Genomic DNA, 21,009 nt, shown 5'->3' with positions numbered 1-21,009 from the left:
GATATTCGGATTTGTTAGGGATGAGGGAGCCGTGAGACTAACTCGTGAAATTTTGTTTAGTTTTCGTCTTGATTAAACCACAGCGGATCTTTATCATCCACATTACCATTATAATTAATTAGAATCTCATCACCCGCTTTTATATCGGTGAATGCATAAAAATCAAAGGTATGATTATCAAAATTAATTTTATAATTAGCATTAGGTTCATAAGAATGATTAAACAACATGCCATATCCAAGGAGGATAGCGGAGTGATTGATTCCATACTCAAATGTATAATCAGCAAGGATGGTTTTCTCTATGTGTTCATGTTGATCATTCGGATAGGAAATAACAGGTGCTTCATGAAAAAGCTCACCTTTTTTGATATCCCGTGTAGCAAATACGCCCCTATTAAATTCCCCTTCACTAATTAACGATGCTTTTATTTCTATCAACAAGTTCACCTACCCAATTTAAAATGTCTTATAACTGTAACACGAATCGTAAGAATGGGCTAACAATTGAAAGTTGAGAAAAAAGTCTACAAAGAAATGAGGTTCATAAATTATTTATGTGCCAAATGCATTTCTTTATGTGTTCCTTTTTAAACGATTAGGCTAGACAAGAACTCACTAGTCATGTAAGAGTGCCTTATGAAGTTATGCTACACTAATATTATATGTGTGTTATGAGAGGAGTCCAACCGTGGATTTAAAGAGGGAAGTAACAAAGCTTTCGAAAAAGGAATTAGTTGAATTAATCATGGAGCTAGTGGAAAGTGATCAAAATGTGGCTAAGAAGATCGAGTTTAAACTAGTCACCCCAAATGATGAAGTGAAAGCTAGTAAACAATTGATAAGAAAGTATATCAATGAAAACAAAAGACAAGGATTTATTTCGTGGCGAAATGTTCATACTGCGCTTCAAGGTGCGGAGATGGTGCTTGATAAAGGTAGGAGTAAACTAAACAATGGCGAAGAGGAAACTGCGGTTAAGTTAGGAATTGCGGTACTTTCTATTGTCATTGACATGTTACAATACACGGATGATTCTGGTGGGGAAATTGGATATGTGATAAATGAAAGTATTACCCTTCTCAAAGATGCATCTTCACTAGTATTACTTTCTACCATTCATCGTGTACAAGAAAATACCTTTGATTTGATTCTTAAGGAAGCAATGAACAAGCGTTATGATGGTTGGAATGACACGCGTTATGCGTTATTAGATGTTTGTTCTATTTATTCTGCGCTTTCTTCAGCTCGAAGAAAACTGGAGGAAATCTTAGAAAACCTGCTAAGCAAAGTTTCAACTGTTTCTTCATGGTCATCTGATTATGACAAACAAGCGATTTTACAGCTTCAGTTGAAGATTTTAGAACGAAATGGCGAAATGGATTTAGCTGCTCAGTTCGTAAATAGGCACCTGAATTATGATGAGTTTCGAAAAATGGCTATCGAAAAAGAAATAGGAAATGAAAATTATAAAACTGCCTTAAGGCTTTGTGAAGAAGGAGAACAGAATGATTGTTTATATCCTGGTCTTGTGAAGAAATGGAAGGAATATCGACTTCAAGTATATGAGGCTACCGAGGATATCCAAAAACAAAAAGAAATCCTCCAGGAGTTTGTGCTGGATAATGGATATGAAGCCTATGGGAAACTGAAGGAATTATACTCATCAGAAGAATGGAAAGATGCTATAGAAAAGATATTTAATTTATTTGAAGAGCGAACAGGATATCTTCCACATGTATATGAATATATTGCTAAAGCAGAAAATAGAAGTGATAAAATACTTAAATATGTGGAACAATCGCCTTCAACTATAGTAGAGCTTTATTCCTATTTGTTAAAAGAATATAAAGGCAGAGTTAAGGAAATATTTCACATGTATATTCTATCTGAAGCGAAACAGGCCATCAATCGTAAAGAGTACCGTAATATTTGCAAAAAATTAAAGGTCTATAAAGAAGCATTGGGAGAAGCTAAGTTTGAAGAAATGGTAAGTACATTGAAAAATATGTATGAGCGAAAACCTGCATTTGTGAATGAATTGGAGAAGATTGAAAAGTGATTAAGAGGGGGGACAGTCCCCCTCCAGCCACATTAACGGGAAATAAATTCGATAAAATTAGCACCTCTCAAACTACCGCGATCTAGGATCACTTATGTCCCGTATCGCATTACTCAACATATAAAACCCTAACACCATCAGTGTAATCACTACACCTGGTGCATAGGTATACCAAGGTGCGCTTACCAAATAACCTTGCGAATCCTTCAACATCCGCCCCCAGCTTGGATCTGGTGGTTGGACACCCAACCCTAGGTAGCTTAAGCCAGCTTCCGCTAACAAGGCCACCGCAAAGGCAATTGATGCAGCAACTATCAGCGGAGACATGACATTAGGCAAAATATGCTTCGTCATAATTCTTACTTGTGTCTGTCCCATTAACCTGGCAGCCTGTACATACTCCGCGTCTTTACTTTGCAAAAAACCACTTCTTGCAATCCTTGCAATCCCCGGAATTGCCATTAGTCCTAGCGCAATGGATGTATTCACCATCCCAGAACCAAAAACCGCAACAAGCATCAATGCCAAAATGATTCCCGGAAATGCCATGAGTGCATCAATAACTCGCATAATGATTTCATCAACCCAACCACCTAGGTATCCAGAAATACCACCGATTAACACCCCAAGAACCATACCAATCCCCACAGAGACCGTGCCAACAAAAAACGCTGTTTGCGTTCCAACCATAATCCTACTGAATATATCACGACCAAACTCATCCGTTCCAAACCAATGTTCACCACTAGGTGGCAGCAATTTGTTCGCAATATCCATCGTATTGACATCATATGGGGTGTATAAAAAACTCACAACCATCATGATTAAAAACATAAGTAAGATGGATCCGCCGATCACAAGGTTGATATTTTTCCCATACTTTCGAATTCGTTTCATTCGCCTTACTCCCCTAACCGAATGCGAGGATCCAAGACAGCATAAAGCATATCGATAACAAAGTTAATAATTACCACAACAATTGTAATATACATGACAATCCCTTGTATCAAAGGAAAATCACGATAACTAATACTTGTAATCAATAAACTGCCAAACCCCGGAAGTCCAAAAACCTGTTCCACAATAATCGTTCCTGCAACCACTTCTGCAAAAATCAATCCGAACACGGTAAGAATTGGAATCATTGCATTGCGTAACACATGCCTATATATCACTGCCCTTTCCGTTATCCCTTTACTTCGAATTGTCCGTACATAATCCAATTGCAATTGCTCCAAAATGGTATTACGGATATATCGAAATGAAATAGCAATCTGCGGAATGGCAATCGTAATCGCTGGCAAAAGTAATGATCCTATTGCACCGGTAATACTTTCTGACCATGGAACATATCCACTGATGGAAAAAAACTGAAACGACATGCCCAAACCAAGCATTAAAATCATCCCTAACCAGAAAGAAGGAATGGCCATCCCAACCTGTGTGACAGACGAAAAAACGAAATCACGTAAGGTATTCGGTCTTTTTGCAATGTAAATCCCTAAAGGAATCGCCACCATTATCACAATCGCTATTGAAAGGAATGCCAGAGAAAGTGTAACCGGTAAACGGTCTGCAATTAACTCCGAAACCGGCCGAGAAAATCGAATGGAATCCCCTAAATCGCCTGTAAAAACACCACTCATCCAGTTTACATACTGGATTGGAAGGGCTTGGTCCAATCCAAGTTGTTTTTCCAAGGTTTCCACCCGCGCTTCATCCGCTTCCGGTCCGAGCATAATCCGGATTGGATCACCGGGTATAATTTGAAAAACTGCAAAGGTAATCAGTGATACAAGAAACACCGTTACCAAAAGCAATAATATCCTTCGAAAGAAATAGGCCATAGTTGAAATCCCCTTCTATTCGGTGTACTTCACTTCGGAAAGATCATGATAGAAATAAGGGTACAACTTATATCCTTCCAATTTCGGGTTCAATGCCCAAATAATTTGATAATCAGCTAAATACACCGCAGCTGCTTCTTCACTTAAAATTTCCTGTAAGCGATGATAGATTTCCTTTTGACGATCCAGGTTAGATTCCACTAAAACCTCGCTCATTAATTGGTCATATTCAGGATTATGGAAGTTAAAGAAGTTATTATCAGCATCCGTCACATAGCGATTAATCGTTTCATACGGCGATAAAACCCCAGTAAAATCAATAATTGTCATTTCATAGTCTCTACCTTGGTAGACTCTGTCTAACCAGACGCCCCACTCCACCACTTCAATTTCTGCATCAATACCCACTTCTTTTAAATTCTCCACCACAACTTGAGCAACATTGGTATATAATGCCGCATGAGAAGAAATAGAAATGGTTGTGCTAAACCCATCCTCATATCCTGCTTCTGCAAGTAAAGCTTTTGCTTTTTCCACATCACGCTTATATACATCTTCCAAGCCTTCCATATAAACATCTCCCATAGCAGGACTCATATTGGATCCAAGCTTCGTTGCATAACCGGAAAAAGCAGCCTCAATTACGTCGTCCTTATTGACTGCATAACTAATTGCCTGGCGTACACGTATATCTTGAAAAGGTTCTCTCTCTTGGTTATAACCAACAAGTAATACCGAGTTGCTATCTTGATATTCCAGATTAAATTGATCTTCCACTTCAGGTACACGGTGTGAACCAACTGCTACAATATCCATTTCTCCCGCTTGTAGAGAAAGTAGCGCTGTTTGATCATCAGGCTGGAATGTAAATGTCACTTTATCTAAGTAAGGTAAGCCTTCTTTCCAGTAGCTCTCATTTTTTTCTAACACAAGATTGTTTTCAGGGCTATAGCTATTAAATGTAAATGCTCCAGTCCCAATTGGATGTTCATTATGTTTACCATCATTGCTTTTCGGCAAGATGGCCGAATTTAGTGCGGTTAAATAAGAAAGAAAAGCTGAATTCGGTTCTTTTAACGTGATAACAAAAGTCTTGTCATCTGGTGTATCTAATGAAGCAACATTTTCAAAATCGGATGATAAAGGCTCACCTGTTTCCGTACCCATTAAACGGTCAAAACTATACTGGATGTCCTCTACCGTTAATGGATCACCATTGTGAAACGTCACACCATCACGGATAGTAAATGTATATGTTAGTCCATCATCAGAAACAAGATAATCTTCAGCAAGTGCAGGTTTCAAAGAACCATCCGTATCTCCAACTAACAACCCATCATAAATATTAAGAAGCATTTGGAACGTGATCGATGCTTCTGCCATATGTGGGTCCAGAAAGTCTGGATCATTATTAATGCGGATATTAACATCATTGGTATCCTTAGCCGCATTACCAGCCTCTTTTCCAGAACAAGCACTAACCAACATAACAATCAAAAACAAAATACCTATCAAACATAAATTCTTATAAAACGTTCGCATAAAAAATCCCCTTTTTAAGCAAAGTTCAAATCCATTAATCTATAAAAATAGCAAACGACATGACACCGTTTACAAAAAAACATATAACAACTAAACATAATTATAACCTTGTTTATGGGTGCCTGTCACTCCCCGGTTTTTGTATTATATTGTCGAAAGTCCTCCATGAGAACTATTCTTTTCCAGTAGACAGGATACGACATAACTAGGGGAGTGACAGGCACCAAAATCCCAAGTATAATCTTCCTAAGGGATTTCTATTCCCCCTATATTATGGTAGAAAGATAGGGAACATGATGGAAGAAAAATTATTATTTCGTTTGGAAGAATTTATTTATGCACCGATTGATGTTGTGTTTGATTATTTAGATGATGACGAAAAGATCAGAATTTGGAATGACTTTTTTGTGGAGAATATCTATGAAAATGGGAAGCAAGAGAATATTCCAGGAACCAAATTTACGTCCGTTCAACGAATTGAAAAGAAAACTATTAGAACAGAAATTGTATTAACCGAGTACGATCCTCCTAATAAAATTATGATGGAAGGTTACTCAAAGGAAGGAAAAGCTTTTACTAGATATTATCTTTATAGAGATTACGATGGAACAAGGATTGTATTGGAATCGAGTATAATCCCAAGCAACCTATACTATCGCATCATAACGAAGCTTTTTGGAGGACTGGGAAAATTTATATATAAGGAACAAATTCAAAAGCTAAAAAACTACTTGGAAATGAGAGATTTTAATTAAAGAGGGACAGTCCCTCAACGCTTTAAAGTGATAAAGCGTTGAGGTTTCTTCTTTTTTTAGAACAAATTTGATGTAATCCTCACTTGTTTGGAAGTGCTTAAGCGTTTTTTCTGTTGTTACAATAGGCACTTCCACTCCTAAGTACGCGCGATAGCTACTCCATTTATAGTCTCCCACATTTTTTACGATATTAGCCTCTGTAGGATTTAAATGGATGTATTTGCTGGCTTGAAGAAAATATTGATCATCCAGTACTAGTTTTGCATTGTACCTTCCTTGAAACAAATGTCCTGTGAAATTATATTTTTTATTAAAGGCGATAGCGTAATTCATGTGGATGTACTTTATAATTTTACCTGGGGGTGTATCCTTAGTCTCCATAAGAAGATGAATGTGGTTAGGCATGAGGCAGTATGCATGAAGTTCAAGCTGGTCCCTATCTTTACATACATACAATAGCTCTAAATAAGTTTCATAGTCCTCCGTATCATAAAAAATCGTATCTTTACGGTTTCCCCGAGCAGTAATATGATATGTAGCACCGGGAAACCATACACGATGCTTCCTTGGCATTTTACAAAACTCCTTTCATTGTTTAGGAGAAAGTATAATGCCGATAAAAAAATATTACAAATGAAGAAAAACTCTTTATGGGAGGGGTGTAAGTTTCAATACTTACACTTTCAATAGAAAATACACAGTTTTAGCACAAAAAACATAAAACAAAATAATAAAATAGTGATAGCAGGGACAGTCCCTCAACACTTTAGCACTTTAAAGTGGCGAGGGACTGTCCCTCTAATTAGATTATGTCGATAAAAAACCCGATTTGCTGATACACGGCTTAACTGTTTACAGCCGTACATTAGCAAATCGGGCGAAAATAAAATTATGAATCAAACCATATTCCTTCGACAAACTTCGAGCTTATTCGAGGAGTGACAGGCACCTTAAAACTAAGGAACCCCAAATACCGTCTAAGCAGTTACTCCATCCTCTACCACATCTTCAACTGGGGGATTATATTGTCCTTCCCATTTAGCGATGACTAGGGCTGCTAGGGAATTTCCTACTACGTTTACGGCTGTGCGTCCCATATCTAATATACGGTCGATACCGGCGATAAACGCTAATCCAGCAGCTGGAAGACCAATCGTACTAAATGTCGCTAATAGAACGACAAAGGATACACCTGGAACTCCGGCCATTCCTTTTGATGTGATCATCAAGACTAACATCAGTGTAATTTGTTGCCAAATACTAAGTTCAATTCCAAACATTTGGGCAATAAATAAGGATGCAATCGCTTGGTATAAAACAGAACCATCTAGATTAAACGAGTATCCAGTTGGAATAACAAATGATGCAATGTGCTTTGGACTTCCTGCTTTCTCCATCTTTTCCATAATTCTTGGAAGCACTGTCTCCGAACTAGAAGTTGAGAATGCTAATAATAATTCTTCCTTAATCAACTTCAATAATTTAAAGATATTTAATCCAATAATCTTGGCCATTAACCCTAAAATCACAATTACAAAGAAAATCATCGTTCCATAAACCGTAATAGCCAATTTACCCAATGGAATCAGTGAAGTAAATCCATATTTCGAAATGGTTACACCAATCAAAGCAAAGACGCCGATTGGCGCATATTTCATAAATAGGTTGGTCACATAGAACATAGCATGTGCCACACCTTCGAAGAATCTTAGTACCGGCTTACCTCGCTCACCAATGGCAGCAACTCCTAGACCAAATACTACAGAAAAGAAGATAATTGCTAGCATATCACCTTCCACCATTGCTTCAATAGGATTGGTTGGAACAATATGAAGTAGCGTATCTGCAATTGATTTTCCTTCTTGTTCTTCCGATGTGGATACATAACTTGAGATGTCCGTTTGCTCAAGCTTGTCCATATTTAGACCAGCACCAGGCTGAAATATATTGGCCGAGATAAGACCGATAGCAATTGCTACCAACGTCATACCAATAAAGTAAGTTAATGATTTCGCCCCAAGTTTCCCAACGGATTTAATATCACCAACACCTGCAACCGCAACAATAATACTTGATAACACAATTGGAACTACAATCATTTTAATTAAACGGATAAATAGGTCACCAAATGGTTGTAAAATACTTTGTGCTGTTTCACTTCCGTAAAATAACCCACCAACGATAATCCCTAAAATTAGACCGATAAAAATTTGGCTAGCTAAACTTAATTTGAATTTTTTCATAAAAAATCGCCCTACCTTCTTGATGTATTTGAATAAACTGTGCTTTGGCAAGGTAAAAAATCTATTACACTATTTTATCCGAAGTAATAGAAAACTTGACGTTCGCCTATAGGGTAGGCAACATCCAAAGTCATCGCTATAAATTCCTTGCAAAATAAAAAGACACACCCGTTGTGTCGATTCATATTTCGCCACATATATCGTTTTTATAAACGTTGACATAATCGGGCCCGTGGGGGAAAAATAAGCCCTAAAGAAGAGTATATTCCATTATGCAGAACTACCAATTTAAACATGAAGTTACACAGATATAGGAAATTAATTTCGATAATACGTATTTATTTTACCCCAAAATCACCATTTTTGTAAATAGTGAACTATTTCACATAATTTTCAGAGTAGGATATGAACTAGCTCATGCGACATCACTACGAAGTCACAAGAGCATGCATTATTCTCAAGAGAAGCAGCACTCTAACTCGCACACCTTAGCAATGTTTCCACGCCAAATCATCTCCGTTGCGCGTTATTCATCATACCTCAAGTGTTTCCGACTAAATCCCAGCAATTTCCTAAAGTTCCCGCGTGACTCCCTCTCACAACACTTACACCAAGAAATTAAAAGACGACCCACTCGTTTCATATAACGAGTAAACCGCCTTGGTATCATAATTTTAATTCATGGTATGACATACGCTTTTTAAGTACTAACTTGTATTCCGAATTAATACAATCCTTATTAATAGTAGAATAGTAGGAATACACAAATCTATGTACCCATCGCATAAAAGATACCTCCATTATGGTTAATGAATCGTACGGAGGAACATGTATTCGGTAGCTGGCTGGCATGGTTATTTAACGTTAGCCTATATAGTTTTGCGTCTTCACCTTTCAGTGAATTTGCCCTTTCATACGATAATTATTATGTACTATTATTCTATGATATTCGAGTAATGTCAAGGTAGATTAGAATATATACTCAGTAACCATCCTAGAAATTCCATTAAGTGCACTCCACAAAGCTTGTCTAATCTTCTTCCAAACATCATATACATGTAGTAGGAGGTATGCGTGATGAAACATTGGATAGCCATAATACTTGTAGCGGCAACTTATATCGGTACCGTTATTGGGGCTGGTTTTGCAACGGGAAAGGAAATTGTAACATTCTTTAGTAACTTTGGAGCGCTTGGGACAATAGGTATTATCATTAGCTGTTATCTCCTAACCTATTTTGGAACGAAGATCATGTTAATCTCTGCACAGATTGAAGCTTATTCTTATAAGGAGTTTAATGAATATTTGTTTGGTATTAAATGGGGAAAACTGATAAATATCATGATTTTTATCATTGTGATGTCCGTTACCTCGGTGATGTTATCAGGTGCAGGAGCTGTTTTTCATGAACAGTTAGGTGTTCCATACTTTGTCGGGATAATATCTACGATTCTACTCGCTTATCTAGTAGTAATGAAAGGATTAAAAGGATTATTTGCGATTAATTCTTACATTGTTCCATTAATCATTCTGTTTGGTTTCTTTATATTTGTTTCTATATTTGACCACGATCCAGCACAATTACTCACTCCCTTTTTATCCATCAAAATCCCGGAACATCCGTTTTGGGCAATATCACCTTTTACTTATGCGTCCTTTAATGTAATTACTGCAATGGTTGTCCTCGTCCCTTTAGGGAAAGAAATGAAAGATGAAAAAATATTACGATGGGGCGGTTTCTTAGGAGGACTTGGATTACTTATTCTATTACTATTAAGCCATTTTTCCTTATTGGTGAATCCGGCAACATTCGCCTTCGAAATTCCAATGGCAGAAATTGTAAAGCAATTCGGTGGACTCATACATATGTTGTTCTTACTAATTATCTTTAGTGAAATATTTAATACGGTAACAGCCAATGTATATGGGATAAGTCGCCAAGTGAAGATGAGTTTCGGGGTAAAAAATAATCATGCAGTATTGGGTATTTTATTGATTATCTTTATAATTAGTCAGCAGTATGGATATGGCCAGTTACTCTCTGTCCTTTATCCGTTATTTGGGTATATTGGATTGTTTTATTTTGTGATATTAGTTATGAAGAGAATCCCAAGTAATTAATATCTGAGATAAATGACATGGCTATTTTTACCTGTTTTTCCACATAAATCTACTATCTTCGACAAAACTATAGTATACTATCTTCATAGAATAATAGTTTATGGGGAGGTATAGTATTGGGTAATAAGAAAATATTTATGTCGGTGACTGCGACTGCTTTCATTGCATCTGCATTATTTGGTGTGGAAGAAGCAGAGGCAGCAAGCACGTACAAAGTTCAGAGCGGCGATTCACTCTGGGTGATTGCACAAAAACATAATGTAAGTGTTACACAATTGAAATCGTTCAATAATTTAACAAGTGATATCATTTTCCCGAATCAAGTCCTTGTAACAGAAAGAACTTCATCTAACAATAATACAAGTAATAAAACCGAAACTACCAAACCAAAAGAATCACAAAAACCAAGTACGGCAAAAGCTACTACATATACGGTTAAATCTGGTGATACACTAAGTGGGATTGCCTCCAAACACAAGGTTTGACTTCAAAATTTAATGAAATGGAATAACCTAAATTCGACACTGATTTATCCAGGAAATGTTTTTGTAGTAAACAAACCGGAACCAGCTAAAACGGAGAAGCCGAACAACAAAGCAGATCAGAAAGTGGAAAAACCAACAAACAACTCTAAAGATCAAAAGGTTCCATCTACTTCTGTTTACACGGTTAAGTCAGGTGACACCTTGTCACGAATCGCAATAGAACATAAAGTTACCGTAGCAAACTTAAAGAAATGGAATAACTTAAAATCCGATATGATTTATATTGGACAAAAGCTAACTATTGGGGATGGCGCAAAAGTAGAAACTCCTAAGGCTGAAACACCTCCCAAGGAGATTAGCTATAATGTCGACCAATTAATTAAAACAGCCAAAAACCAATTAGGAGTTGGCTATGTATGGGGTGGAGCAACGCCTAATGGATTTGACTGTAGTGGATTTATTTACTATGCCTATAAAGAAGCCGGATTGAACACTAACCGTTATTCAAGTGAAGGCTACCATATGCGTTCCTATTATGTAAATACACCCAAGGTTGGCGATCTAGTATTCTTTGAAGGAACCTACAAATCTGGTATTTCCCATGTTGGGATATATATTGGAAACAATGAATTCATCCATGCTTCAAGTGATGGCGTGGTCATTACTAGTTTAGATAATGCTTATTGGAAAAAGCACTTTGAAGGGTTTAAAAGGTTTTATTAAAAAAAACAATAACGAAATGTGAAACAAATAAAAAGGCATAACTAGCAAAAGTAATCCCGCTAGTTGTGCCTTTACTCATTTAACCAATATAAACTCTTGCCTCATAAGGTCTCAACTGAATAGTACTTTCAACCGTCCTATCGACATCCAGATAATTGCCAATCAATAACTCACCATCCGAAAACTCAGCAGGAACCTTATAGTCCAATTCCTCTGCACTAAAGTTTGTTACAACAAGAAGTCTTTGATTGTTATAGCTTCTCAAATAGGAATAAACCTTCTCATTCTCCTCATCCAATAATGTATAGTCGCCATAAACAATAATTGGATTTTCCTTACGTAATTGAATCAGTTTACGGTAATAATGATAAATGGAATTGTTATCCTTAACCGCTTGTTCTGCATTAATTTCCCTATAATTTGGATTCACTTCGATCCATGGTGTACCAGTTGTAAATCCAGCATTTTCACTCTCATCCCATTGCATTGGGGTTCTTGCATTGTCACGACCTTTAACATATATGGATTCCATTACTTTGTCGTGAGGCTCATTACCTTCCACCACTTTTTCCTTATACATATTCAGTATTTCAATATCCCGGTAATCATCAATAGAGTCAAAGCGAATATTCGTCATCCCAATTTCTTCCCCTTGATAAACGTAAGGCGTTCCTTGTAGCATGTGCAAGAATGTTCCAAGCATTTTAGCAGATTCTATACGGTACGTCTTATCATCCCCAAAACGAGACACCATTCTTGGTTGGTCATGGTTGTTCAAGTATAAGCTATTCCAACCAATACTATGTAAGCCCTTCTGCCATTTCGTAATATTTTCCTTCAAATCACGTAAACGAAGGTGCTTAAAATTCCATTTACCTCCAGGACCAGAGTCTAAATCCATATGTTCGAATGTAAATACCATGTTTAATTCCTCACGATTCGGATCCGTATAAAGTTTTGCATCCTCCACACTTGCTCCAGGCATTTCTCCAACTGTTAAAATATCGCGTTTAGACAAAACTTCTTGATGCATTTCCTGTAAATAATCATGAATTTTGGGGCCGTTAATATAGTACTGTCCCCCGCCAACGTACTTATTCCCTTCTGGATTTGGTGCGTCTGGAAGGCCTTCCTCCTTAGAAATAAAGTTGATGACATCCATACGGAAACCGTCAATTCCTTTATCCAACCACCAATTCATCATGTCATATACCTCTCGGCGAAGCTTTTCATTTTCCCAGTTTAAATCTGGTTGTTTTTTACTGAAAACATGCAAGAAATACTCATCGGTTGCTTCATCATATTGCCAAGCAGAACCACTAAATGTCGATTCCCAGTTATTTGGCTCACGCCCATCCTTACCGGGGCGCCAAATATAGTAATCACGATAAGGGTTATCTTTAGATTTACGAGACTCTGCAAACCAAGCGTGCTCATCTGAAGAATGGTTTACAACTAAATCCATAATCAGTTTCATATCACGATTGTGAATCTCTGCAAGAAGTTCTTCCCAATCTGCCATCGATCCGAACTCATCCATAATATCCTTGTAATTACTAATGTCATAGCCATTATCATCATTCGGTGATTTGTAAACTGGAGATAGCCAAATAACATCGATTCCTAGATTTTTTAAGTAATCTAGCTTTTCTGTGATTCCTTTAATATCGCCTATTCCATCACCATTACTATCATTAAAGCTACGTGGGTATACCTGGTAAACCACACTTTCCTTCCACCACTGTTTTTTCATAAAGACAACTCCTCTTAAGACATACATTTATTATATTTAAATATTAAATTGCATTAGTAAAGCGGTTACATAGCTATCACTTAGAAGGATAACTACCGTAATTTCAATATAACTATTGAGATTACGGTAATGCTAATCTATCTTGAAAGCTAGTACCTTAGAAACGTATCATAGATTAGAGTAGATTGACAAGTGGGAGAAGTGTTTAACTACTTATAGTTAGCTTGTCATAGGAATGTACCGGTTTGCTAATAGGAGAAAAGGTACGGAGTTATTGTATAATAAATTTTTAATAGGCTGTTCTTGCAAAGTACTGTACATACACGTTTTTTAACTAATAACCAGCAGGAAATCTTCTATAGTTCTAGAATGATTTCATACTGGTTGTGTTATCTATTATTATGCTCGCGAAATATCTTGAAACTCACGTGAGATATAAACAAAGTCGCTTGTAAAAATGCTAATACAACGCGAGAATTCATGAATGTCACCCGACAGCAACAAACTAGCGCGAGTACTCGATTCAACCACGCGACTCACAACCTAGCTCTCGCGAGAATAAGGCAAGCTGGTGTAACTTTAAATAGGTACCCCTCAGCCACACCATAGGGACATCCACACCCCTCACAGAAAACTCACCCTAAACAACCGCCCCCTCAATAATTAGATCCTTCTCCTGAAAACGTTCAAACCGCAAAGGTGTTAAATCCAATGTGTCATACTTCCCGGTCCGTATCAGCTCCGATAATCCTTTTCCAACGGCAGGTGCCTGCTGCATGCCGTGGCCACTGAAACCACAGGCAAGGTAATAGCCATTTACCTGTGGATGTTCTCCAACAATGGCATTTTGATCCACCGTGTTATGACTATAAATCCCAGCCCAACCACGCACAATTTTAGCTCGTTCAAAATTTGGAATCCGTTCCGCTAACACTGGCCATAGCTGCTCTAGGAAGAAATCTCTGCTCCAGTTAAAATTAATCCCAGGCTTCACCTTTTCACTATAACCAGTGATAAAGGAGCTTCCCTCGTGTCGAAAATATACCCCTGTTGGGTCAATGGTCAAAGGTAGAGGCTTTTGAAGTGGCTGTTCAATGTCATATTGAATGATTTGTCTTTTCAATGGTACAACCGGGATGGGATGGCCCATCAGCTCACTTAACTGAGCTGCCCATGGACCACCACAATTAATCACAATAGGAGCTTCATACGTGTCCCCATTGACTAGTTGAACCCCTGTAACCTTACCTCCCACTTCCAAAATCCTATCTACTTCCTCGTAAATATACTCCACCCCAAATTGGCGTGCTTTTCGGGCATAGCCCTGCATCACAGAGTATGGATCTAAATAACCATCTTCACTACAGTAGAGTCCTCCCTGAAGATCCTCCGTATTTAATTCCGGTATAATGGCCGCTAATTCTTCATTAGAAAGGAATTCCGATGGTACTCCTAATTTATTTTGCAACGCTAATTGCTGCTTCAGGCCCTCTACGTTCTTATTAGTAGCTAAAAATAGATACCCACGTTGTCTGAAATCAATTTCCGCCTTTTCATCATTAATGGCCATATCTTCAGCGAATGTTTGATATTTCTTTAACCGAAAGCGACTAATCTCAATATTCACTTTCGTCGTGAATAATTGCCTGATCCCTCCAGCACTTCTTCCAGTAGATGAATACTCGTATATATTATCTTTTTCAAATACGGTAATTTGACCACTATATCCATCATTCATTAGATTGTACGCAATACTCGAACCAATTACACCACCACCAACAATAATAATGTCTGTCCTTTGTTTCATCCCTACCACCTCAACAATCCTTTAAATATTTACTTATTTATAACACGCCAACAAAATGCATTTCTATAGTCAATCCACACAAAAATACCGTGAATTTTTATAATTTTAAGTTAACAAGTTCAACAATAATGCTATAATAAAATTAAATAGTTACGATTAAAGGCGAGGTTATCGGCATGAAGGATATTGTGCAATTCGTACAAAGAATAGTGAAAGCGGTTTCAAAAATATCGCCATTTCCAATTAGCATTAGTGATGAAAAAGGCTATATTATTGGCGATAGTAATCCAGAACGAATTGGTACCCTCCACTCCCCATCTGTGGAAGTGCTCAACAAGAATTGCTTATTGTCCTTTGATGAAGAAACAACGAAAAACATGGAAAATGTCTTACCAGGAGTGGCAATTCCCCTTTATTTCGATAAGGAAATAAAGGGGGTTTTGGGTATTATTGGGAAACCAGAGGAAGTGTTACCATATGCTAAGCTAATCAAACAACATGTAGAAATGATGTGGGAGGATACCATTCGTCAGCAAATCAGCGAACTAGAGACATCGCTATTGGATGCTTTTATTCAGTATATTTTAATCGACAAAGGAGGAAATCAAGAAAAGCTTAGAGAGTATTGCAGTATGCTTCAAATCAATCCATACTTACGAGGGTACTGCATTTTAATCGATATAGGAGATGCTATCATAAGCAGAATTCACCAAAATTACGAGCTATCGAAGACCGCAAAATTTAAAGAAGAACTACTGGGCATGGTTAATTCTGCATTTCAGAAGAAGAAAAATGATCTTGTGGCATTTTTAAACACAGAAAAGATTCTTTTGATCAAAACAGTACCAACAGAAGACCAATATGTTGAACAAATTCAACGGTTCTATCAGCAAAGTAACACCTTATTAGAAAGACTATCATCCCATGAAACTATCCGTATTGCAGCAGGGAGCTTATCCTATTTGGAATCTATGCATACCTCATATCGTGAGGCTGAAACCCTTCTTCATTACGGAAAAGAGTTAAAAATACAACCGCCGATTTTTTCCTATCATCAATGGAATGTACTCACATCACTGTTACCTTACAAACTAGATGATGATTTGTGCAGTAATGTTCAGATTCGAATGAAAGCCCTCATCGAAGAAAAGCAATTTACAGAAATATCCAAGAGCTTCCTTCATTATTGCCAAAACAACATGAATATCACCAAAACAGCAGAAAAACTGTATATCCACCGTAATACACTGATTTATCGACTGAAAAAAATAGAGAAACTAACAAATCTTGATTTAAACTCGTTTGAACATTGTACATTGCTTTATTTGACGTTAAAACGATATTATTTGGAAACATAGTTTTCAGAAATGTAATAACTCCCCATTTGTAAAAGACTTAACTAATAAACGAAAACCCCCACCCTTTTGACCGACTAAATCAAGTAAGGGTGGGGTACTTTCTACATTATCCAGGTGGAAACCCACCTGAACAACTGATATCAAAATAACCGGGAAGAGATAGCACCTCAACCTACTTCAATTCCGTTTGAACCCGTTCCATAGCAAGTTGCGAAAATCCATTAGCAAACGATCCAGCCGTTCTTACTGCACTTCCAAAATGATATTGCTTTGCACCAACTACCTGATGAATACCTGCAATATTATCAGGGGATAAACCGGAACCAGGCATAATACTTGGTCCAGGATGCTCCTCAGAAAGTTTTACCAATCTGGCTAACTGTTCCTTGCCTTTTTCACAAGTTGATTCACCACCAGATGTTAAAATCCTTCTTACATTCTTGTGTTGGCTTAATGTGTGATACGCCTCTTCCTGAGATTGGACTTCATCGAATGCACGGTGAAAAGTAATATCAATGCTAGGGAAAAGTCGTATAATTTCACTTAGCATCTCTTCGTTTACAGTACCATCCTCATGAAGTGCTCCAAAAACAATTCGATCGCCACCAAGTTCCGTAATCATCCGAATATCATCGCAAATCACTTGAAAGTCAGCCTCGGTATAATAAAAATCATACCCATGCGGCCGGACCATAATTTGTACTGGGATTTGCACACTCCCCAATACTTGCTTGATCGTTCCATAACTTGGTGTAAGTCCTCCCTCTTTCATGGCGGATACTAATTCTAACCTGCCTGCACCCAATTGTTCTGCTTGAATAGCTTCTTCCTTATCTTGTACAATCAGTTCCACAATCATTATGTAATCAACCTCTTTACAAACTAATTCTTTTATTATATCCTAACTTTTTCCTGAACCAAAGGAATAGTTCTCATAATAGATTTATCATTTAACTTACCCAAGTTGCATTACTTCATCCATCTAAATAAGTAATTCAGGGTATACTCTCGTCGGAAACTTAAAAGTGGTAAGAGTCTAAAAGAATGTTGCGCTAGGTACAGCAATATCACAAGGGGGCTTATCGTCACAACTACTTCGTGGCGGGGGTTTTCTATGAAAACGCATGACTTGGTGATTTGTTCTCGCGAGAAATAGGTTTTAAGTCGCGACTATAGATTGAAATCGCGCGCCCAATATTTACTCCCACCACCAATCCTCAAACAAAAACTCACCACTATCCGTCATAATCCTATTCGTATCCAACTCTACCAATCTACCCGGCAAAGCACGAACAAATTCCAAATCACCGCTGCCTACCTGAAATATATCGATAAGGGTTTCACCCTCACTATGTTCATATAGCAGTTCTAGCCAACCATCTCCATTGATATCATATAACCTCAGAATTGACTCGTCCCCTGAGGAGGCATTTACATACCACTCCTCATCACCAAGCCGAACGGAGATATACACCTCACTGTTTACATACGGATCATCCAAAACCGGTCCGCCATTTAATGTGACTACCTCATAAGTACCATCAAAGTTAATATCAACTTCCTTGGATACAGAGAAATCAAATACAGATGGAGCTACTAATTCGTGGTAATACTCATCTTCCATATCGTCCCAACTGGCATCTTCGGCTTCCTCACTTACAGTGCCACTCTCATTTACTTCTACAACATCTTCAGGTTCATCGTATTCTTCTACTGTTGTATAAAAACTTTTCGGTTCAGGTTCAGAAATCGGAGGAATATAAAAAACGGCGAACGTTATAACTCCATAAACCGTATATGCTAAAACACCAAGCCAAAACCCACCCCAGCTTGGGCCACTGCTAATCTTTAATATAGCGCCTGCTTTTTCTCCATACTTTCGCTTTAGCTTTTTCAACTTGCGTTTCGCATGATTTTCATACATATTATTTCCATTCATTCCTAGAAATAAAGACAAAGCCACCCCTATTCCCACATCAATAGCAGTACTTTCAATTGCCAAGAGTTGCACAGTTAAATCTATTAAAATATAAAATGTAAAAAGTCCAATAATAAAGCCGTACATTCTCCTGTAACCGACCCAGAATACTGTCAGGAAAAACGCAGCCCAATTCCAAGTAATTCCTCCCTTCAACCATTTTCCCAAATAGTAATCCCTTTTGTACTTTCCGACATACTGAACTAATAACTCATCATCAGTCATTGGAACCTCAACTGTACTGTGTACTGCTTTGTCCCTCACATTATTTTTATGCAATTCTTCCTCAAGCTCATTTCTTTCATATGTACTACTGATAAATATCTCTTTTCCACAGGAGAAACAATACCTCGCACCCTCACTTTGTTTCTCCCCACAATGAATACAATACAAAATTACACCCCCATGTGAATTTTCCTGCTGCTAAACTAGTACTTTGTCATTATAGCATGGTGTTTCATAAAATAGGATACAAGCATTATAGTAAAGACAAGGGTTATTATGAGGACAATAAAAACGAAGCTCGGGCACCTTACCCAGAGCTTCATTTCTATTACCTACTATTTACTATTTTGAGCATCCATCTCATTAAGCATTTCAACTCGACGTCTAAATTCCTCTTCTGTACTAAATTCTGCTGCTAAAAATGTTTTCACTAAATCAAGAGCAAGCTTATCTCCGACAATTTGCGCCCCAATTGCCATCACATTTACATTGTCATGTTCTACACATTGGTGTGCACTATAGATGTCATGACAAACAGATGCCCTTATACCTGGCACTTTATTAGCTGCAATACTAGCACCAACACCAGTACCACATACCATAATTCCTCTTTCTGCTTCCTCGTCAAGAATCGATTGACAAACCTTTTTCGTAATTACTGGAAAATCAACTGGTTCTGGATCATAAGAACCGTAATCCGTCACCTCATGTCCTTGAGACTTTAAAAAATCAACAATCGGCTTTTTTAATGGAAAACCGGCGTGATCTGAACCGATAGAAATACGCATAATAATTCTCTCCTTTTTAGCTCTTTTATTATCTAAGTATTTCAGGTAACCATAACGTCAATTTAGGAATTAGAATGACTAGTAATAACACCACTACATTCGCAATGAAAAACGGCATAGTTTCTTTAATAACAGCACCTATTTTTTCCTTGCTTATCGAAGTGACAATAAATAAAACTACTCCAATAGGTGGTGTCAACAGACCAAGTGTCAGGTTAATAACTACAATCATCGTCATCTGTATAGGGTCAATACCTAACATTCCCCCTAAAGTTAAGACCGTTGGTAATACAATTACAATTGCAGCAATTGTTTCCATTACTGCTCCTACAACAAACAGCACTAGATTTACTAATAAAAGTGCAATAATAGGAACAACAGTGATTAATAGAATAGACTCAGAAACCAACTGCGGAATTCTTTCGTTTGCTATAATCCATCCGTAAGTTGCAGCAAATCCCACAACAACTAACACTGTTCCAGTAAAAGTAGCTGTTTCAATACAAGACTTATAAAAGGCTTTAAACGTTACATCACGTCTGATAATAAATCCTAAAATTAACGCAGCAAATACACCCATTGCACCTGCTTCTGTTGGTGTGAATAAACCACTCAGAATTCCAAATAGAACAAATACAATAACTAATAGTTCCCAAATACAATTCTTAAATGCTACCCAAACCTTTTGCAACTCAAATCTACTAGATTTAGGAAATTTACGACGAACCGCTATAATATATGCCGTAACCATCATCGCAATCCCCATTAATATTCCCGGAATTACTCCCGCTAGGAAAAGTTCATAAACGGATAAACCTGCCGTTACACCTGCAATAATAATATTAATACTTGGAGGAATAATTGGACCTACAACAGAAGAAGCCCCAGTCACAGCGGCTGAATACGGCCCAGGATAACCCTCTTTTTTCATAGCTGGAATTAACGTCTTACCTAATCCAGCAGTATCTGCTACAGCTGTCCCTGAAATACCAGCAAATAGCATACTAATCCCAACGTTGGCTATGCCAAGTCCACCGCGAATGAACCCGACAATGGAAACAACAAAAGTAATTAGACGTTGGGTTGCACTACCTGAATTCAAGATTGCGGCTAGCAACAAATAAAATGGGATAGCTAACAGCGAAAAAGATGTTAACTGGGTTGTAATTCGTTGAGCAACCAATACTGAAGGGATATCGTTTAAAAGAATATACAGTAAGGAAGACAAGCCTATTACAATAAAAATCGGAAACCTTAAGATTAGAAGGACTATAAAACTAATGATCATGACAGCTAACGCCATTTGAATTCCCCTCCTTTTTT

16 protein-coding genes, 1 pseudogene and 1 riboswitch are annotated in these 21,009 nt (G+C 37.5%); of the genes and pseudogenes, 5 read left to right on the top strand and 12 right to left on the bottom strand.

Translation table 11 applies throughout. The features are described from left to right. Nucleotides 1-56: 56 nt before the first annotated feature. On the bottom strand, nt 57-440 hold the full coding sequence (locus tag TY11_RS12450; protein WP_042146629.1) for an SET domain-containing protein: 384 nt from the start codon (nt 438-440) through the stop codon (nt 57-59). A gap of 250 nt (nt 441-690) precedes the next feature. Here TY11_RS12450 and TY11_RS12445 point away from each other — a divergent pair, with 250 nt between their 5' ends. Continuing rightward, the gene (locus tag TY11_RS12445; protein WP_042146627.1) at nt 691-2,061 is read left to right on the top strand and encodes a hypothetical protein; all 1,371 of its coding nucleotides are present in this window, start codon (nt 691-693) and stop codon (nt 2,059-2,061) included. 72 nt (nt 2,062-2,133) lie between these two features. Here the strand turns inward: TY11_RS12445 and TY11_RS12440 are convergent, their stop codons facing one another. From TY11_RS12440 to TY11_RS12430, 3 genes are read right to left on the bottom strand one after another with little or no spacing between them, the layout of a single operon-like run. Next, nucleotides 2,134-2,958, bottom strand: a complete 825-nt coding sequence (locus TY11_RS12440) for an ABC transporter permease (RefSeq protein WP_042146624.1) — start codon at nt 2,956-2,958, stop codon at nt 2,134-2,136. Nucleotides 2,959-2,963: 5 nt separating this feature from the next. Beyond that, a complete protein-coding gene (locus TY11_RS12435) occupies nt 2,964-3,908 on the bottom strand; it encodes an ABC transporter permease (RefSeq protein WP_042146622.1) in 945 nt (314 codons plus the stop codon). A 15-nt stretch (nt 3,909-3,923) separates the two neighbouring features. Next, the gene (locus TY11_RS12430) at nt 3,924-5,450 is read right to left on the bottom strand and encodes an ABC transporter substrate-binding protein (RefSeq protein ID WP_042146620.1); all 1,527 of its coding nucleotides are present in this window, start codon (nt 5,448-5,450) and stop codon (nt 3,924-3,926) included. Between the two features lie 293 nt (nt 5,451-5,743). Between TY11_RS12430 and TY11_RS12425 the strand changes: the two genes are divergently transcribed. Then, nucleotides 5,744-6,205: an SRPBCC family protein gene (locus TY11_RS12425; protein WP_231495816.1), complete on the top strand. Its 462-nt coding sequence runs from the start codon at nt 5,744-5,746 to the stop codon at nt 6,203-6,205. Here TY11_RS12425 and TY11_RS12420 read toward each other — a convergent pair. Continuing rightward, on the bottom strand, nt 6,170-6,778 hold the full coding sequence (locus TY11_RS12420) for an REP-associated tyrosine transposase (protein WP_231495815.1): 609 nt from the start codon (nt 6,776-6,778) through the stop codon (nt 6,170-6,172). The two genes, TY11_RS12425 and TY11_RS12420, sit on opposite strands and share 36 nt — an antisense overlap. A gap of 404 nt (nt 6,779-7,182) precedes the next feature. Then, nucleotides 7,183-8,448, bottom strand: coding sequence for a cation:dicarboxylate symporter family transporter (locus TY11_RS12415; RefSeq protein WP_042146617.1), 1,266 nt, complete (start codon nt 8,446-8,448; stop codon nt 7,183-7,185). An 833-nt stretch (nt 8,449-9,281) separates the two neighbouring features. After that, nucleotides 9,282-9,366, bottom strand: a riboswitch (cyclic di-GMP riboswitch). Nucleotides 9,367-9,525: 159 nt separating this feature from the next. Between TY11_RS12415 and TY11_RS12410 the strand changes: the two genes are divergently transcribed. Both TY11_RS12410 and TY11_RS12405 read left to right on the top strand, forming a co-directional pair. Next, nucleotides 9,526-10,569, top strand: coding sequence for a YkvI family membrane protein (locus tag TY11_RS12410; protein ID WP_042146615.1), 1,044 nt, complete (start codon nt 9,526-9,528; stop codon nt 10,567-10,569). 116 nt (nt 10,570-10,685) lie between these two features. Further along, nucleotides 10,686-11,777: pseudogene (locus TY11_RS12405) on the top strand (C40 family peptidase). A gap of 79 nt (nt 11,778-11,856) precedes the next feature. Here the strand turns inward: TY11_RS12405 and TY11_RS12400 are convergent. Next, nucleotides 11,857-13,530 (bottom strand): glycoside hydrolase family 13 protein, encoded by a 1,674-nt coding sequence (locus TY11_RS12400; protein ID WP_042146613.1) that lies wholly within the window; start codon nt 13,528-13,530, stop codon nt 11,857-11,859. A gap of 640 nt (nt 13,531-14,170) precedes the next feature. Further along, complete coding sequence (locus tag TY11_RS12395; RefSeq protein WP_042146611.1) at nt 14,171-15,337, bottom strand: NAD(P)/FAD-dependent oxidoreductase; 1,167 nt, start codon at nt 15,335-15,337, stop codon at nt 14,171-14,173. Nucleotides 15,338-15,513: 176 nt separating this feature from the next. Between TY11_RS12395 and TY11_RS12390 the strand changes: the two genes are divergently transcribed. Next, entirely contained in the window at nt 15,514-16,695 is a 1,182-nt protein-coding gene (locus tag TY11_RS12390) for a CdaR family transcriptional regulator (protein ID WP_042146609.1), read from the top strand. Nucleotides 16,696-16,867: 172 nt separating this feature from the next. On the opposite strand, the gene TY11_RS12385 is transcribed toward TY11_RS12390, so the two are convergent. The 4 genes from TY11_RS12385 to TY11_RS12370 form a co-directional block, all read right to left on the bottom strand. After that, nucleotides 16,868-17,554, bottom strand: a complete 687-nt coding sequence (locus TY11_RS12385) for a copper homeostasis protein CutC (RefSeq protein ID WP_052345821.1) — start codon at nt 17,552-17,554, stop codon at nt 16,868-16,870. Between the two features lie 339 nt (nt 17,555-17,893). Beyond that, entirely contained in the window at nt 17,894-19,066 is a 1,173-nt protein-coding gene (locus tag TY11_RS19860) for a DUF2628 domain-containing protein (protein WP_052345820.1), read from the bottom strand. A 167-nt stretch (nt 19,067-19,233) separates the two neighbouring features. Then, nucleotides 19,234-19,686 carry a ribose 5-phosphate isomerase B gene (rpiB, locus tag TY11_RS12375; RefSeq protein WP_042146608.1) on the bottom strand — a complete coding sequence of 151 codons (453 nt, stop codon included), beginning with the start codon at nt 19,684-19,686 and terminating at the stop codon, nt 19,234-19,236. A 28-nt stretch (nt 19,687-19,714) separates the two neighbouring features. Next, nucleotides 19,715-20,989, bottom strand: coding sequence for a TRAP transporter large permease (locus tag TY11_RS12370; protein ID WP_042146607.1), 1,275 nt, complete (start codon nt 20,987-20,989; stop codon nt 19,715-19,717). Nucleotides 20,990-21,009 lie beyond the last annotated feature (20 nt).

It is taken from the genome of Paucisalibacillus algeriensis (assembly GCF_000577245.1).
Taxonomy (GTDB): domain Bacteria; phylum Bacillota; class Bacilli; order Bacillales; family Amphibacillaceae; genus Ornithinibacillus.
The sequence above is the reverse complement of the archived record's forward strand: the minus strand, read 5'-3'. Positions and strand labels throughout refer to the sequence as shown.